Origin of the sequence: Pantoea sp. Tr-811 (assembly GCF_011752535.1) — a bacterium.
Taxonomy (GTDB): Bacteria; Pseudomonadota; Gammaproteobacteria; order Pseudomonadales; family Pseudomonadaceae; genus Aquipseudomonas.
Genome location: NZ_VWXJ01000005.1, coordinates 125280 through 141356 on the forward strand (window position 1 = coordinate 125280; position 16077 = coordinate 141356).

13 protein-coding genes and 1 tRNA gene are annotated in these 16077 nt (G+C 66.1%); 5 read left to right on the top strand and 9 right to left on the bottom strand.

What is annotated here, in order from left to right:
- Window positions 1–47 precede the first annotated feature (47 nt).
- Genes F3J44_RS09540 through F3J44_RS09570 form a run of 7 tightly spaced genes read right to left on the bottom strand, consistent with a single transcriptional unit; the run spans window position 48 to window position 6390 of the window.
- Window positions 48–1016: a spore coat U domain-containing protein gene (locus tag F3J44_RS09540; protein WP_167068213.1), complete on the bottom strand. Its 969-nt coding sequence runs from the start codon at window positions 1014–1016 to the stop codon at window positions 48–50.
- Window positions 1013–3358: a fimbria/pilus outer membrane usher protein gene (locus F3J44_RS09545; protein ID WP_205299798.1), complete on the bottom strand. Its 2346-nt coding sequence runs from the start codon at window positions 3356–3358 to the stop codon at window positions 1013–1015. The genes F3J44_RS09540 and F3J44_RS09545 overlap by 4 nt, the downstream gene beginning before the upstream one ends.
- Before the next feature lie 60 nt (window positions 3359–3418).
- Window positions 3419–4195 (bottom strand): molecular chaperone, encoded by a 777-nt coding sequence (locus F3J44_RS09550; protein WP_167068216.1) that lies wholly within the window; start codon window positions 4193–4195, stop codon window positions 3419–3421.
- Window positions 4196–4235: 40 nt separating this feature from the next.
- Window positions 4236–4739, bottom strand: a complete 504-nt coding sequence (locus F3J44_RS09555) for a spore coat U domain-containing protein (RefSeq protein ID WP_167271943.1) — start codon at window positions 4737–4739, stop codon at window positions 4236–4238.
- A gap of 3 nt (window positions 4740–4742) precedes the next feature.
- Window positions 4743–5276 carry a spore coat protein U domain-containing protein gene (locus F3J44_RS09560; protein ID WP_167271945.1) on the bottom strand — a complete coding sequence of 178 codons (534 nt, stop codon included), beginning with the start codon at window positions 5274–5276 and terminating at the stop codon, window positions 4743–4745.
- Between the two features lie 19 nt (window positions 5277–5295).
- Window positions 5296–5832, bottom strand: a complete 537-nt coding sequence (locus tag F3J44_RS09565) for a spore coat U domain-containing protein (protein ID WP_167068226.1) — start codon at window positions 5830–5832, stop codon at window positions 5296–5298.
- Window positions 5833–5862: 30 nt separating this feature from the next.
- Window positions 5863–6390: a spore coat U domain-containing protein gene (locus tag F3J44_RS09570; protein ID WP_167068229.1), complete on the bottom strand. Its 528-nt coding sequence runs from the start codon at window positions 6388–6390 to the stop codon at window positions 5863–5865.
- A gap of 520 nt (window positions 6391–6910) precedes the next feature.
- Between F3J44_RS09570 and F3J44_RS09575 the strand changes: the two genes are divergently transcribed.
- From F3J44_RS09575 to F3J44_RS09585, 3 genes are read left to right on the top strand one after another with little or no spacing between them, the layout of a single operon-like run.
- Complete coding sequence (locus F3J44_RS09575; RefSeq protein ID WP_167271947.1) at window positions 6911–9163, top strand: ATP-binding protein; 2253 nt, start codon at window positions 6911–6913, stop codon at window positions 9161–9163.
- 15 nt (window positions 9164–9178) lie between these two features.
- A complete protein-coding gene (locus F3J44_RS09580; protein ID WP_167068235.1) occupies window positions 9179–9640 on the top strand; it encodes a response regulator in 462 nt (153 codons plus the stop codon).
- A gap of 12 nt (window positions 9641–9652) precedes the next feature.
- Window positions 9653–12040 carry a response regulator gene (locus F3J44_RS09585; protein ID WP_167271949.1) on the top strand — a complete coding sequence of 796 codons (2388 nt, stop codon included), beginning with the start codon at window positions 9653–9655 and terminating at the stop codon, window positions 12038–12040.
- Window positions 12041–12212: 172 nt separating this feature from the next.
- On the opposite strand, the gene F3J44_RS09590 is transcribed toward F3J44_RS09585, so the two are convergent.
- Window positions 12213–12287, bottom strand: a tRNA-Gln gene (locus F3J44_RS09590).
- Window positions 12288–12556: 269 nt separating this feature from the next.
- Between F3J44_RS09590 and F3J44_RS09595 the strand changes: the two genes are divergently transcribed.
- Both F3J44_RS09595 and zapE read left to right on the top strand, forming a co-directional pair.
- Window positions 12557–12799, top strand: coding sequence for a hypothetical protein (locus F3J44_RS09595; RefSeq protein ID WP_167068242.1), 243 nt, complete (start codon window positions 12557–12559; stop codon window positions 12797–12799).
- A gap of 105 nt (window positions 12800–12904) precedes the next feature.
- A complete protein-coding gene (gene zapE / locus F3J44_RS09600) occupies window positions 12905–13990 on the top strand; it encodes a cell division protein ZapE (protein WP_167271951.1) in 1086 nt (361 codons plus the stop codon).
- A gap of 94 nt (window positions 13991–14084) precedes the next feature.
- On the opposite strand, the gene F3J44_RS09605 is transcribed toward zapE, so the two are convergent.
- Entirely contained in the window at window positions 14085–15974 is a 1890-nt protein-coding gene (locus tag F3J44_RS09605; RefSeq protein WP_167271953.1) for a propionyl-CoA synthetase, read from the bottom strand.
- Window positions 15975–16077 lie beyond the last annotated feature (103 nt).

Sequence of the window (16077 nt, forward strand, 5' to 3'; positions counted from 1 at the left end):
GTAGGAGCGGGCTTGCCCCGCGAAAGGGCCGGAGCAGGACTGCGCGCTCAGAACGCCACATCAAGAATCACATTGTCGAGATAGCTGCCAGCCGGAGGCGTGGTCTGGTCGGTGTAAACCTTCGCGTTGTAGTTGAACACCTGGCTCCCGGTCCCCGTGCCGTTGCCGGGGTTCACGTCGGCATCGCTGCTGGAGCGCCGGGCGGTGGTCAGCGAGCCCCAGCGCACGGTGCCGGCGCTCTTGAAGATGTCATAGGCCAGGAAGTTGCCGGCCGATGACTTCATGCGCCGGCGCCCGCTGGAAACGTTCTCGCCATCATTCAAACCCACCGTGTAGGCGCTGCCCTTGGTGCACGACAGGCTCACGCTCTGGCTCACCGTACCAAACCCGGCCACCACGGGCGCGCTGGCGAAATTGATGTTGGGTGTAGTGATCTGGCAATCGTTGCTCACGGTCAGGGTCACGACCAGCGTCTGCGTGCCTGAGCCAATATCACGCCCAAGGCAGATGGCGCCAATACCGATGCCGGAGCAATAATTCCAGTTCCAGAGCACGGTCAAGGTTTCCTGGTACACCCCAGCGGCGACGTTACTGCCAACCACCGTGCGCATGTACAACGGCACGGCCTTGGGTGAGGTGCCGTTGAGCAGGCCGAGCAGGTCGAGAATGCCATTGCGGGCAAAGTCGAATGCCACGCCCCGGGTGATCGGGTAACTGGTGGTGCTGTCGGCATACAGCGTGTAAGCGATCACGTCACCGGTTGGGCCAACCAGGCCGCCGCTGCTGCTACCGGTGATGGTGGCGTAGAAATGGTCGGTGGAACTGAGCAAGCTCAACAGCGAGCCGGTGCATTGCAGCCCCGCGTTGGTCGTCGAGGCCGTCTGCGCGGTGGTGCGTACCAGGGTCGAGTTGACCGTGCCGAACCCTGCAGGCAGGGTTGCCACCGACGAACACAGCGCCCACGCCGAGCCTGCCGGCAGAAGCAGCAGTAGCAACGCATACAGCAACCGTTTCATCGGCACACCAGCGGGCCGATCAGCGGCACCGTGCCTTGCGTATCGGGCAGCTCGAACTCGACCGTGCATGGCCCTGCGCCCTCCACCGTCACCTGCAGGTGGTTGCGCGGCGACAGGTTCTCCAGGTACACCAGGCCGTCCCAGCCCACCACCGCCTGGCCGCCACTTTCCTGGTGCACGACCGTGCTGCCCAGTTTCAGCGGCTGCTGGTTGGCATCGACCAGCTCGATGCTCGCCGCCAACACGCGCTTGAGGGGGAATTCCAGCAGGTAGCCGCTGCCACGGCGCACCGCCACTCGCTGCTCCACTTGCGCGGCCAGCACATCGGGCGGCAGGTTCATCGGGTCGATCTCGTATTTGCCCCGGTAGTAGCCGCTGCTGTAGGGCACCAGCAAGTGGCCGCTGCGGTCGGTGTGGCCGATTTCCTGGTTTTCATAGCGCACCGGCACATCGGCGTAACCGCCGGTGCTGACCACCACGAAGGCGTCGTCGATACGGTTGGCGGCGTAGACGCCCGAATCCATCCACACCAGCGAGCCACTGGCATCGGCCCAGCGGGTCATCTCGCCGCTGCTGCCATACACGCCAGCCTGCAGCTGCACCGACTGCAGCCGCCAGGTGACGTCGGCCTGACGGTAGGCATCACGGTCGCTGCCGCTGGCGTAACCGAGGTTGTAGCCAACGCCGCCGCCCACCGGCACGGCGCGGCTGTAGTTCACCCGCTGCAGGCTCTCGCCGTCCTTGCTGCGCTCGGTGCTGACCGCCAGGGTGCTGCCGAAGTCGAACGGAATCACCACCTGCGCCTGCACCGCCCAGTTGCTGTCACCCACCTCGCGGTTGGCCGACAGGTACAGGCTGCTGTTGCCCCACAGCGGCTTGCTCCAGCTCAGGTTGATCAGCCGGGTGCGCGTGCCGTCACCGGCGCGCACATCGAAGTAACCGGCGCCAAGGCTGCCGTACCGGTTGAGGTTCAGGCTGACAGTCACCTGCTCGCTGCGCTGGCTCAGCTGGATATCGGGGGTGTCGACGCGGGTCAGGTCGGCGTAGTCGCCATGGCGCTGCAGGCGCTGGTAGCTGAAGCCGATGCGCTGGCTGTTGTACTGGTAGCCCAGGGCGACCTGATGGCCCTTGTCACCGTCGAACTGGCTTTGCGCCAAGGCCGCGTTGAGCACCCCGAAGGTGCCCAAGCGCATGTTGCCGCCCAACCCGCCCAGCAGCAGCGACTCAGCGGTTTCAACGTGGGTTTCCAGGGTGAAGGTGTCGCTGAGGCCATGGCGCAGACTGGCGGTGGCGACACCTGGGCCATAGCCGAAATCCTTCACCCCGTAGTCACGGCGCAGGCTACCGGCAGCCACCGAGTAGTCCGACAGGCCTTTTTGCAGCAGGCTGCTGGTGACATAGAACGGCAAGGTGGTGGACACCTGCCGGCCAAGGGCGTCGGTGGTTACCACCACCGCTTCGCCGGCGCCGTTGATGAAGGGCACATTGGTCAGGGTGTAGGGGCCGGGCTGCAGTTCCGAGGTGCTGGCCTTGTAGCCATTGATGAACAGGTCCAGCGAAGTCGGCACCGCCGCCTCGCCGGCAAAGGCCGGCAGCGGGTAAGTCACAAGGTCGGGGCGTGCGCCGAAGTCGCGCGACAGTTGCAGGCCGCCGACCCGGACCGAGCTGGTCCAGGGCAAGGCGCCGGTCACGAAGTCGCCCGCCTCAAAGGTCAGCAGGCGTTGCTCGTCGGTGAAGCGCCAGGTGGTGTCGTAGCGCAGGAAGCCTTGCCGGTTGGTGTCGTTCTGCGCGGCATTGAAGCTTTGCCGCCACTGGCCGGTGCTGCTGAACGTGCCCCAGCTGTCGAACAGGCGCAGCTCGTTCCAGGCCGCCAGGTAGGTGCCGCCGTCGTCGGTGTCGTTGAGGTAGATGTCATAGTTGAGCAAGGCACCGAAACTGCTGCGCGCCTCGCTCGGCGGATACAGGTTGCGATCGCCCAGTTGCTGGTCCGGCAGCCAGGCCGGCGGCACCTGCAGCATCAAGCGCTGGTTCTGGCTGTCGTAATCGGCGTGCAGGCCGCTGATGTCCTCCAGCGCCACCTCGCCCTGGGGTTCGCCGGGCAGGTGAATGCCAGCGGCACGCAACACGTCGCTGTCCAGGTACAGCCGCCCGGTGCGCTGCTGCACCGGCACCAATTCAGCCCTGGGCACCTGGTTCACCAACAGGTCGAGGTACAGGGTGGCATCGGCCACGGCGGCGGCTTCGGTGGGCGGTGGCGGCAGGTCGTCGGCCACGGCCAGGCAGGGGGCGATCATCGCCAGCCCCATGCACCAGCGGCACGGCACCTGCCATAGCCTTTTCACTCCCGGATTCCGACCATTGCCGGGGCCTCCCTGGTCCCTGACGCTCATTCAACCGCGCACTCATTGCCCTTGCCGGATCGCTTCGGCCGTTTCCTGGCCGTTGACCCTCCCCTTGATCACGCTGCCTGCATTGGGCGCCACCGGGGCCGGCCAACGCATGCTGGCGCCGGGCAGCACATAGCCAAGCAGCCCTTCGGCCAATGGCTTGGCCTGGCTGCCCTGCTGCACCACCACATCAGTCAGCCGCGCGTGCACCGGCCCGGTATTGCGCAGTTCCACATAGGGTTTGCCCTGCACCGTCACCGGGCGCCAGCTCAGCTGCGGCTTGCCGACCCCGGCGGCGTTGCGCTTGCCTTCCGGGTCGGCCTTGCCCCACAAGCCTTCGCCATAGACGAACAGCGGCACCGAATAGCGCATCTGCAGGCGAATGGCTGCAGTGGTGCCCTGGCTTGCGCTGTCGGCCGGCAGGGGTGAAGGGATTTCATCGATGATGATGCGGTAGGCCTGCTCCTGGCCGGCCGGCGAGCTGCCGGTGCGGGTCAGGCGGATCAGTTGCTTCTGCCCCGGCGCGATGTTGGCCACCGGCGGGCTGCCGATGATGTCGCGCTGGGCCTGGAATTGCTCCTGGTAGTCACCCTGGCGCCAGGCGAACACCCGCACCTGCAAGCTGGCCGGGGCCGCGCCGCGGTTCTCCAGCCACAATGCACCGGCCTTCTGGCCGGCTTCCAGCACCGGGTCGATCGGCCAGATCAGCACCGACGTCGCCGCCCCCGCCGGCAGGCTTGCCAGCAACAGTGAACCGACTACACCCTGCGCCCACTTCGCGCCTGCCACCATGCCGCTCTCCTTGGTTTCTTCTTCTGCGGTGCCGCTGGGTTCACCAGGTCACCGACACTTGCACCACATCGGTGTAGGTCCCGGCCGGCAAGGTGCCGGGCAACTGGGTACGGCCATACACCGGCAACTTGATGGCCGTGGCGTCGGTGTAGCTCACCGCCACGCTCTGGCCGATTCCCAGGGTTTGGCTGTAGGCCGCGTCCCGGTACAACTGGTAAGCCAGCACCTGCGTGCCGCCGCTGAGCTTGAGGTTGCGGGTACCGCTGGCGCTGTTCTGGCCGCCGTCCACGCTCATGGTCATGCTCACCCCCGGGGTGCACTGGAAGGTCACCGTGGTGCCGCCCAGGGACGTGCTGAGAATGCCGGTGGACAGCGCCGACTGGGTGCCGAAGTTGAGCACCCCATAGTTGCTCACCCCGCCTACCACCAGGCAGCCGGCAACGATTTGCGCGCTCACCTGGAAGGTGCTGGTGGTGGCCGCGTCCAAGGGCGTGGCCAGCAGCACGCCGAGGCCCGCCAGGCACCCGCCGAGCCAGCTGCGCATGGCTCAGAACGACAGCTCGACCGCAACCGTGTCGGTGTACACCCCGGCCGGCAGGCCCGCCTTGCCGCGTGCCTGGCCGTACAGGTTGACGGTTTGCGCCACGCCCGTGCTGGTGGGCAGGGTAATGGTGCCGTCGATGGCCAGCAGCGTGGTGCGCCCTGAGTCGGTGTAGAAGTCGTAGGGCACGAAGTTGCCGGCGCCATCGGCCAGCGCGCGGGTGCCGCCGGTGGACTGGCCATCGTGGGCGCCGGCCCGCACGCGAATGGCCGGCACGGTGCCTGCCGAGCAGAGAATGCTCATGGCACCGCCGCCACCGCCCAGCACTTGGCCGTTGGCCGTGGTGAACAGGGCATCGGCCGTACCGAAGTTCAACGTACCGAAGTTCAACCCCGAGGTGCCGCCGGCACCATTGACCTGGCAGGCCGAGATCAGGGTCAGGGTGGATGAAATGGTCCCGGTCACCGTGGCCGCCTGGGCCTGGGCAGCCAAGGCCAGGCCGAGGCCGGCGAGCATGCAGCGCGTGAAAGTCGTTCGCATCGGAGTCTCCTTGCGTCGTTTACCAGTCCAGGGTCACTCTCAGGGTGTCGCGGTACAGCCCGGCAGGCAGCGCGCGCGGCTGCGCTACCACTACGCCGAAGATGGGAATCGGCACCTGGTCGGTGCTGTTGATGAGGAACGCGCGGGCCTGGCCGATGCCGTAATGGCTGTTGCCACTGGGGTCGACCGCCAGCTGATAGGGAATCATGACGTTGCCGTTGCTCAGCCGGCGCACGCCGTCGCCGCCGTTCAGGCCAGCGTTGATGCTGACGTTGAAGGCCCGCACCTCAGGGGTGCAGCTGATCTGCAGATTGCCATCGCCGGCGGCGCCATCGACCCGGGTTCGCAGGGGCTGCTCCCAGTTCGGGCCACGCTGGCCGAAGTCCATCACCCCAGGGTTGCCGAGGGTGGCAGGCGGTTGGTCGCCACTATTGATCTGGCAGGCGGCGCTGATTTCCAGGCGCGCCTGGATGAAACCGGTGGTGGTGCCATGGGCCACGCCTTCGGGCAACAGCAGTGGGCCGAGGCTCAGAAGCAGGATCGACGTGGTTTTCATGGGGTGGCATCCTTGTCCATGGCGGCCTCGCTACCAGGTGACCGTGACTTTGAGCAGGTCGGCGTACTGCCCGGCGCGCGGCACCCAGGCCAGGCGGTCGATCCGTGCATACAGCGGCAGCTCCACGCTGCCACTGTCGGGTACCCGCGCCGTCTGCGCCTCGTTCACCACCACCGGCTCGCGCCAGGCGGGGTCGCGGTAGAGCCTGTAAGGAATGGGCCGGGCCTTGCCGTCCGGGCTTGCCAGAAAGCGCAGTTCGCCAATGCCGCCGTGTTGGCCGCCGTCGATGCGCACCTGGTAGGTGGTGTCAGGGTTGCATTCCAGGCGCGGTGGGTGGCGGGTCACCAGCACGCCGCTCAAGGGCGCGCCTGGGCCGTCCAGGCGAGCGGCACTGCCCAGGTCGATTTGACCCAGGGCCTGAGCGCCCGCGTCGCGCTGCTGGGTCACCAGCATGCAACCGCGCTCGACCAACACCCGCACTTCTACCAGGAAGTCTGTCGCCACGGCACTGCCGCTCAACAACAGGCCCAACAGCGCGGCCAGGAAGCGTTCCGTCACTGAATATTCCTTGTTTCCCTGTTCTCTGTTTTGAGCGTAGCAGCAGGTGGCAAGTGCGTAATGGCGGGGGGCCACTCTTTGGTGTTAGGCATAAAGTTCGGCTGGGGCGTTGGGTTGGCCGGGAGACCGAGCGCCGCCCACGCGGCGCTTCGCGAGCTGCGCTCGCTCCTACGTTTGTTTCGGGCCAGTGAGTCCTGGGGGATTTGCGCGCGAACGCTTTGGCGCATGGCACGATATCGCGCCGTACAAACAAGGCGGTCGCGCGCGCCTTAACAGGCATAACTGGCCCGAAACAAACGTAGGAGCGAGCAAAGCTCGCGAAGCGCCGCGCGGGCGGCGCTCGATCTCACGGCCAACCCAACTCCCCAGCCGGACCCCCAACGCCCCAAAGATTTTCCACCCCCCAAACCGAACCCCAACCCGCACAAGCCCTCAAAAGCCTTGAACCGGCAAAACACCCCGCATTCTGTTACGGTGCAGGGCTATACCCGGCCGGTACCTGAACACAGGAGCGTTTCCATTGACCACAGCAGACACCGCGCTAGCCGCAGCCGTGGAGCGCTGCGCCCAGGAGCCGATCCAGGTGCCCGGCAGCATCCAGCCGCACGGTTTTCTGCTGGTACTGGACGAACACGACCTGCGCATCCTCCAGGCCAGTGAAAACGTCGCGCAGTGGCTGGGGGTGCCGGCCAATGAACTGCTCGGCTGCACCTTCACCGACGTGGTCAGCGAAAGCTTCGACCTGCGCCAGCACCTGCAGCGCCTGCCCGGCGACGAAGCCTTCCCGTTCCATATCGGTGACCTGCACCTGCGCCAGGGCGCGCCCTACAGTGCGCCGCTGCGCCTGCTTGCGCACCGCCACGACCAAGTGCTGATCGCCGAATTCGAACCCTGCCGGCAACCCGCCAGCATGGCCGACATAGGCGACTATTACCCGCTGGTACGCGGCTTCGTCAGCAGCCTGCACAATGCCGACAGCCTGGAGGCCCTGCTGCAGCAGTGCGTGGTGCAGCTCAAGCGCATCACCGGCTTCGGCCGGGTCAAGGCCTACCGTTTCGATGCCGAGGGTAACGGCCAAGTGCTTGCCGAGGTGGCCGACGCCGGCTACCCGCGCTACCTGGGCCTGCGCTTTCCTGCCGCGGACATCCCGCGCCAGGCCCGTGAACTGTACCGGGTCAACCGCATTCGCGTGATCGAAGACGCCAACTACACTGCATCCCCCCTGCACCCGGCCCTCAACCCGCGCACTGGCAAGCCGTTGGACATGAGCTTCGCCGCCCTGCGCAGCGTGTCGCCGGTGCACCTGCAGTACATGCGCAACATGGGCACGCTGGCGTCGATGTCGCTGTCGATCGTGGTCGACGACCAGCTGTGGGGGCTGATTTCCTGCCACCACGCCCAGCCCCAGCCGGTGGACTTTCGCACCCGCACCGCGTGCGAATTGCTGGCCAGCGTGTTGTCGCTGCAGATCGAGTCGCGCGAGGCCCACGCCAAGACCCGCCAGTTGCTCTACCTGCGCCAGCACATCGTGCGCATGATCTCGTCGATGGCCGACCACGACAGCGTCAGTGCCGGCCTGCTCGACCTGCCCGAGGTGTTGCTGGCGTTCGCCGGTGCCAACGGTGCCGCGGTGATCTCCGCCGAGCGCTGCGACCTGATCGGCCAAGCCCCGCCCGCCGCCCAGGTCAACGCCCTGGTGCACTGGCTGGCCCAGCGCGGCGAGGAAGCGGTGTTCCACACCGACAACCTCGGCCGCGATGTCGACGACCTGCCGGAGCTGGCGTCCCATGCCGGCGGGGTACTGGCGGTGGCCATCTCGCAAATCCACTCCCACTACCTGCTGTGGTTCCGGGCCGAACAGGTGCGCAACGTCGACTGGGCCGGCCGCCCCGACAAACACATCGGCGCCCACGGCGCGCTCGACCCGCGGCACAGCTTCGTCCGTTGGCAGGAACAGCTCAGTGGCTACTGCGAGCCCTGGGACCCGCTGGTGCTCGAAGGCGTGCTTGAATTGCGCTCCGCCGTGCTCGGCATCGTGCTGCGCAAGGCCGAGGAAATGGCCCAGCTGGCCAACGAGCTACGCCGTTCGAACAAGGAGCTGGAAGCCTTCTCGTACAGCGTGTCCCACGACCTGCGCGCACCGCTGCGGCACATTGCCGGCTACACCGAACTGTTGGGTGAAATCGAAGGCCAGGGCCTGAGCGAGCGCGGCAAGCGCTACCTGCAGCACATCGAGGAAGCGGCGCGGTTTGCCGGCAGCCTGGTGGACAACCTGCTCAATTTCTCGCAAATGGGCCGCTCGGCGCTGCGCCTGTCGGACGTCGACCTCAATGCCCTGGTGCAAACCATCCGCGAGGAACTGGCGCCCGACTACGAAGGCCGGGAAATCGTCTGGAACATCGCCAAGCTGCCCAAGGTCATCGCCGACCCTGCGTTCATCAACCTGGCCCTGCACAACCTGGTCGCCAACGCCATCAAGTACACCCGTGGCCGCGAGCCTGCGCGCATCACCGTGGGCGCCCGGCAGCACGCCGGGGAAACCGAGATCTATATTCAAGACAATGGCGTCGGCTTCGACATGGCCTACGCCAACAAGCTGTTCGGCGTATTCCAGCGCTTGCACCGCATGGAAGAATTCGAAGGCACCGGCATTGGCCTAGCCAGCGTCAGGCGCATCATCGAGCGCCACGATGGCCGGGTCTGGGCCGAGGGCCAGATCGACCGGGGCGCCAGCTTCCACTTCACCCTACCCCGTCACCCAGCGACCCCCTGAGGCACCCGTACCATCATGCTCAAGCCCATTTTGCTGGTCGAAGACAACCCCCGGGACCTGGAGCTCACGCTCCTGGCCCTTGAGCGCAGCCAGTTGGCCAACGAGGTGATCGTTCTGCGTGACGGCGCCGACGCCCTGGACTACCTGCTGCGGCGCAACGCCTACGCCGAACGCGACGACGGCAACCCGGCGGTGCTGCTGCTGGACCTGAAACTGCCCAAGGTCGATGGCCTGGAAGTGCTCAAGACTGTGCGCGCCACCGCCGACCTGCGCAGCATCCCGACCGTGATGCTGACCTCCTCGCGCGAGGAGCCCGACCTGCTGCGCGCCTATGAGCTTGGGGTTAACGCCTACGTGGTCAAGCCCGTGGAGTTCAAGGCATTCGTCGCCGCCATTTCCGACCTGGGCGTGTTCTGGGCGGTGCTCAACGAGCCGCCACCCGGCTCGCTGCGCCTGAACCGCCGTGGCAGCCACTGAGGCCAGCGCCAGATGCAGCCAACGCCCCTGAAACTGCTGATGGTCGAAGACAGCTCGATGGACGCCGAGCTGGCCTTGATGCGCCTTGAGCGCAGCGGCCTGCAGGTACAGTCGCACCTGGTGTTCGACCACGTCGGCGTCGAACATGCCCTGCTCGCCAGCCATTTCGACCTGATTCTCTGCGACTGCGTGCTACCGGGCTCCTCTGGCACCGACGTGCTGGCCATCGCCCAGCGCCTGGCACCGGACACGCCGTTCATCTTCCTGTCCGGCATTTATGGCGAAGAGCACGCGGTGGAAATGATCCGCCTGGGTGCCACCGACTATGTGCTGAAAAAGAACCTGCCGCTGCTGCCCAAGGCCGTGCGCCGCGCCCTCACCGAAGTGCAGGAGCGCCAGCGCCGGCGCCGCGCCGAAGAAGCCCTGGCCGACGTCGAAGCACGTGCGCGCATTGCCATTGACGCCGCCGGCATGGGCACCTGGGATTACCGCCCGCAGCAGGGCCTGCTGGTCTGGGACGACCGCTGCAAGGCCTTGTTCGGCTTGCCAGCCGATACCGAGATGAACCTGGACGTGTTCTACGCCGGTATCTACCCGCCCGACCGCGCGCGCGTGCGCCAAGCCGTGGAGCAGGCCATGCGCCCGGACAGCGATGGCCTGTACCGGGTCGAGTTGCGCATCGCACCGCCTGCTGGCCAGGAGCCGCGCTGGCTGCTCAGCAGTGGCCAGTGCCAGTTCGTCAATGGCCAGTGCGTGCGCTTCTCCGGCGTGCTGCAGGACATCCACACCCAGCGCCAGGCCACCCAGGCGCTCAAGCAGCTCAACGAAATGCTCGGCGAGCGGGTCGAGCGGCGTACCCGCGAGCGCGACCGCGCCTGGGAGTTGTCCCAGGACTTGCTGGCGGTACTCAACAAGGACCTGACCCCGGTCGCCCTCAACCCGGCGTGGGAAGCCAGCCTGGGCTTCTCCCGCGAACGCCTGAGCCAGGCCTCGCTGCTGCACCTGTTGCCTGAAGCTGACCAGGAAGCGCTGCTGACCGAACTGGCCGCACTTGCCCATGGCCGCACCAGTGCGCGCTTCGTTGGCCGCATCCAGCATGCCAGTGGCCAGCTGCGCTGGCTGTCGTGGGTGGTGGTGCCGGAAGACACCTTGCTCTACGTGGTGGCCCGGGACATCACCAGCGAACGGGAAACCGCCCTGGGCCTGGCCGAGGCCAACAGCCGCCTGCGCGAACAGATCACCGAGCGCGAACGCATCGAGGCGGCGCTGCAGCAGATGCAGCGCCTGGAAGCGGTGGGCCAGCTCACCGCCGGCGTTGCCCACGACTTCAACAACCTGCTGACGGTGATCCTCACCGGCGCCAGTTTCCTTGAGCGCGACCTGGGCAAGGGCGACCTGGGCAAGGCCCGCAGCCGCCTCACGCACATTCGCGAAGCCGGCGAGCGCGGCGCCAAGCTGACCTCGCAGTTGCTGGCATTCTCCCGCCGCCAGCGCCTGGAACCGGTGCCGCTGAACCTCAACCGCACCCTCACCGGCCTTGAGGACCTGCTCAGCCGCACCCTCGGTGGCAGCATCGCGGTAAGCCTGGACCTGGACCACAGCCTGTGGCAGGCGCTGACGGACCCGACCCAGACCGAGATGATCATCCTCAACCTGGCGATCAACGCCCGCGACGCCATGCCCGACGGCGGCCAGCTGACCCTGGCTACCCGCAACACCCGCATCAGCGCCCGCCCGCAACGCCCGGAAGACCCGGAGCCTGGCGAGTACGTGATGCTGAGCATCCGCGACACCGGCTGCGGCATGAGCGAAGACGTCCTGGCCAAGGTATTCGAACCGTTCTTCACCACCAAGGACATCGGCAAGGGCTCGGGCCTGGGCCTGGCCCAGGTATTTGGCTTTGCCAAGCAGTCCGGCGGTGGCGTGCGCATCGACACCGAGCCTGGGCACGGCACCCAGGTGGCCGTTTACCTGCCGGCGGTGAAACATGACATGCCAAACGAGCCAGTCGCAGCCGGGGCGGTGCAGTCGGCTGCCGACAGTGGCCGCGACCGCACGGTGCTGTTGGTGGACGATGACCACCTGGTGCGCGACATGCTCGGCGATGTGCTGCGCCAGTATGGCTACCAGGTGCGCCAGGCGCACAGTGGCGAACAGGCGCTGGCGTTGCTGGATGACGGCATCGACCTGCTGCTGACCGACTTCGCCATGCCGGCCTTCAACGGTGCCCAACTGGCGCTGGCGGCACGCGAGCGTTATCCGCAACTGCCGGTGGTGTTCCTCACCGGGTATGCCGAGCTGGGTGGGCTGGAGTTGCCAGGCAGCCTGGTGATGCAGAAACCGGTGCAGGCCGATGAGCTGGCGCGGGTGTTGAATGAGTTGTTGCGGGTGGGCGGGTAGCCAGGCGCTACCTGTTTCGGCCCTATCGCGAGCTGCGCTCGCGCCTACCAGGACCGCACCGCCCTCGGTAGGAGCGAGCGCAGCTCGCGATAGGGCCAAAACAGGAAACCCGAAAACGCAAAAAACAGCACCGACCGTTGTCTGCACTGAATAAAGAATTCGATAGGAAAAATGGCAGGGGCGGCTGGATTCGAACCAACGCATGGCAGGATCAAAACCTGCTGCCTTACCGCTTGGCGACGCCCCTGTATCGGATGCAGCTGATGCTGCTCTGACAATTCCAATTAGGTGACAACTGGGTTGTTGTCTTGGAATGCGCGGCACTTTAACAACAAAGTTTCAGTCTGTGAACCCCCTACGTGAAAAAAAATGCCTTAAAACAGCAAGTTAGTGTTCGCGAGCCGGTTTTGCGGCCTCCAGGGCACCATCCGTCGCATTTCTGCCGCTTCGCTTCAACACATTGGCATTCCTCCCTTCCAATCAGATAAGCCAACTGCATTGACCAAGGAGGATTTCATGCCCGTCTCCCACGACCTCTACCAGGACCTGCACTACCCCCGCGAGATCGTTCAGCAGCGTCGCCAGCAGGACCCGGCCCTGGACCGCCTGCTCGACGAGTACGTGGATATCGACAACCAGGTACTGGCGGCCGAGTCCATCTCCGCCGGCAATTTCCAGGACGACGACCTGCGCCACCTCAAGGAGCGCCGGCTCAGCATCAAGTACATGATCGAGCGCCAGTTGCAGCGCAAGGCCTGAGCTATCGAGCCAGGCGATCGATGCCTGGCATTTTTTGTATTGGTCAAACGCGCCGTCCTCGGGCAAGCTGCGCCCTGCCCTGCCATCACCCAAGGAGGCTTCGTCTTGTCCGCCTGGATCCCTGCCCCGTTGCGCCAACTCGGCCAGCGCCTGCGTGCCGCCGCGCCGCAGCACTGCGAACTGCTTGCCTGGTTCGAAGACAAGGCCGCCAGCCGCGGCTACCAGCTCAGCGAAGGCCAGCGCCGGGTCATCCGCAGCATGGCGGCGCAACTGGCGCAGCTTGAAGAGGGCCAACCGCGCAGCCTTTACCTGTATGGCTCGGTGGGGCGCGGCAAAAGCTGGCTGCTGGACGGCTTCTTCCAGGCCGTGCCGGTCGAGGCCAAACAGCGCCTGCACTTTCACGACTTCTTTGCCCGCCTGCACCAGGGCATGCACCAGCACCGTCTGCTGGACGACGCCCTGGGCGCGACCCTCGATGAGCTGCTGGGCGGCTGCCGGGTGCTGTGCTTCGATGAGTTCCATGTGCATGACATCGGCGATGCCATGCTGCTCACACGCCTGTTCAACGCCCTGTTCGCCCGCGGTATCTTCCTGCTGGTAACGTCCAACTACGCGCCCGAAGGGTTGTTGCCCAACCCGCTCTACCACGAGCGCTTCCTGCCGGTGATTCGCCTGATCCACAGCTCAATGGAAGTGCTTGAAGTGGGGGGTGACACGGACTTTCGCAGCCTGCCGGCCAACCGCGAGCATCAGCGTTTCACCCAGGGCCACTATGTATGGCCGGGTGATGCAGCCCAGCGCCAGGCACTGAAGCTGCCGGATCAACAACCGGTGGTGCTGGAAGTGAACAAGCGGCCCTTGCGCGCGCTGGCCATCGATGGCCGGCGGGTGGTGCTGGCGTTCGACGACCTGTGCGAAAAGGCCACCGCAGTGATCGACTACCTGGTGTTGGCCGGGCAGTACGACGAGTGGGTGATCGAGGGGCTGGATGACCTGGCGGAGTGCTCACTGGCTGCGCAGCAACGCTTCGTCAACCTGGTGGATGTGCTGTATGACCAGGACCGGCAGGTAACGGTGATCGGCACCCGGCCCCTGGCGCAAAGCCTGGGTGGGCCGCTGGCCGACCTGATGCGCACCCGCAGCCGGTTGGGGCAGTTGCATCAGGTGGGGCCTGAGGGCGCTATTGCCTGATCCGGCCCGTTCGCGGCGCAATAACGCTTGGGGCCGCTACGCGCCCCATCGCGAGCTACGCTCGCTCCTACGGGGGTGCGTTGCCTGTAGGCGATCACCCCGCCCTGGGCAAGTCCGCCAGCACCGCCTCGATCTCCCCGAGCACCGCCGGGTCATCCAGGGTCGAGGGCGGTACATAATCCTGGCCATCGGCAATCTTGCGCAGTACCGCCCGCAAAATTTTCCCCGACCGCGTCTTGGGCAACCGCTTCACCCGCCTTACCCGGTTGAAGCACGCCAGCGCGCCGATCTCCTCGCGCACGCTGCCCACCAGTTCCACCAACAGCTGCGCCTCGCCAATGCCTTCGCCATCCTTGAGCACCACCAGCGCCAGCGGCACCTGGCCCTTGATCTCATCAAACACGCCAATCACCGCGCATTCGGCCACCGCCGGGTGGCGGGCGACCAGGTCTTCCATCTCCCCGGTGGACAGTCGATGCCCGGAGACGTTTATCACATCGTCCGTGCGGCCCATGATGTAGACGAAACCGTCCTCGTCGAGAAAGCCCCCATCGCCGGTGTGGTAGTACCCCGGGTACGCCTGCAGGTAAGCCTGCAAGTAGCGCGGGTGATCGCCCCACAAGGTTTGGCTGCACCCCGGTGGCAATGGCAGGGCGATCACGATCGCACCCTGCTGGTTGGGCCCCAGCAGGCGACCGTCGTCGTCCAGTACCTGCACGTGGTAGCCCGGCACTGCGCGGTTGCTCGACCCCGGCCGCGCCGCACTGCCCGCCAGGCCCACGCAGGGTGCGGTCACCGGCCAGCCGGTCTCGGTTTGCCACCAGTGGTCGTGCACCGGTTTGCCGGTGACCCGCTCCAGCCATTCGTGGGTGCTGGAGTCGAGCTTTTCCCCGGCCAGGAACAACTGGCGCAAGGAACTGAGGTCGTGCTTGGCGATCAACTCGCCGTGTGGGTCTTCCTTGCGGATGGCACGCATGGCGGTGGGGGCGCAGAACAGCGCGTTCACCCGGTACTGCTCCACCACACGCCAGTATGCCGAGGCATCCGGGGTGCGAATCGGCTTGCCTTCGTAGAATACCGTGGTGCACCCGCTCATCAACGGCCCGTAGACGATCAGCGAATGGCCGACCACCCAGCCCACATCGGAAATGCCCCACCACACATCACCCGCCTGCATGCCATACACCTGCTTCATCGCATAGCTCAGGGCCACGGCGTTGCCGCCGTTTTCACGCACGACGCCCTTGGGTTTGCCGGTGGTGCCGGAGGTGTACATGATGTACAGCGGGTCGGCGGCATCCAGCTCCACCGGTGGCACCGGCGCGGCGCCAGCCAGCGCCTGCTGCCAGTCCAGGTCACGCCCCGGTTGCAAGTGCGCGTGGGCCTGGTGCCGCTGCAGCACCAGCACATGGCGCGGTTGATGCTGGGCCAGCTGCAGCGCCCGGTCGACCAGCGGCTTGTACTCGATCACCCGGTCGAACTCCAGCCCGCACGAGGCGGTGAGCAGCAGCGCTGGCCGTGCATCGTCGATGCGCAGGGCCAGCTCGTTGGCGGCAAAGCCACCGAACACCACCGAATGCACCGCGCCGATGCGCGCGCAGGCCAGCATGGCCATGGCCGCCTGGGGCACCATGGGCATGTAGATGATTACCCCATCGCCCTTGCCCACGCCCAGTTGCCGCAAAAGCCCGGCCAGGCGCGCCACTTCGTCACGCAGTTGGTGGTAGGTAAAGGCCTGCTGCACACCGGTCACTGGCGAGTCGTAGATCAGCGCCAGTTGCTCGCCACGGCCCAGCTCGATCTGCCGGTCGAGGGCCAGGTAGCAGCTGTTCAGGCGGCCGTCGGCAAACCAGCGGTGGGTGCCGTCGGCGTTGGCTTGCAAGGCCTGGGAAGGCGCGCGGAACCAGGCCAGCTCGGCGGCCTGTTCGGCCCAGAAGGCGGCAGGTTCGGCAATGGACTGGGCGTAGCTGTGCTGATAGGTCATGGTGACGAAAACCCGATCTTGTTGTTATTGAAGGGCGAACCCTGAGTATGGCCCGCCACACCGGGCTCGCCATGGGACTAACGTCACAACCGACCTGCAAATT

Bases quoted from the DNA above. Each gene is read 5' to 3' on its own strand.
- F3J44_RS09540 (WP_167068213.1), bottom strand. From the start codon at position 1,016: ATGAAACGGTTGCTGTATGCGTTGCTACTGCTGCTTCTGCCGGCAGGC.
- F3J44_RS09550 (WP_167068216.1), bottom strand. From the start codon at position 4,195: ATGGTGGCAGGCGCGAAGTGGGCGCAGGGTGTAGTCGGTTCACTGTTG.
- F3J44_RS09555 (WP_167271943.1), bottom strand. From the start codon at position 4,739: ATGCGCAGCTGGCTCGGCGGGTGCCTGGCGGGCCTCGGCGTGCTGCTG.
- F3J44_RS09560 (WP_167271945.1), bottom strand. From the start codon at position 5,276: ATGCGAACGACTTTCACGCGCTGCATGCTCGCCGGCCTCGGCCTGGCC.
- F3J44_RS09565 (WP_167068226.1), bottom strand. From the start codon at position 5,832: ATGAAAACCACGTCGATCCTGCTTCTGAGCCTCGGCCCACTGCTGTTG.
- F3J44_RS09580 (WP_167068235.1), top strand. From the start codon at position 9,179: ATGCTCAAGCCCATTTTGCTGGTCGAAGACAACCCCCGGGACCTGGAG.
- F3J44_RS09585 (WP_167271949.1), top strand. From the start codon at position 9,653: ATGCAGCCAACGCCCCTGAAACTGCTGATGGTCGAAGACAGCTCGATG.
- F3J44_RS09595 (WP_167068242.1), top strand. From the start codon at position 12,557: ATGCCCGTCTCCCACGACCTCTACCAGGACCTGCACTACCCCCGCGAG.
- F3J44_RS09605 (WP_167271953.1), bottom strand. From the start codon at position 15,974: ATGACCTATCAGCACAGCTACGCCCAGTCCATTGCCGAACCTGCCGCC.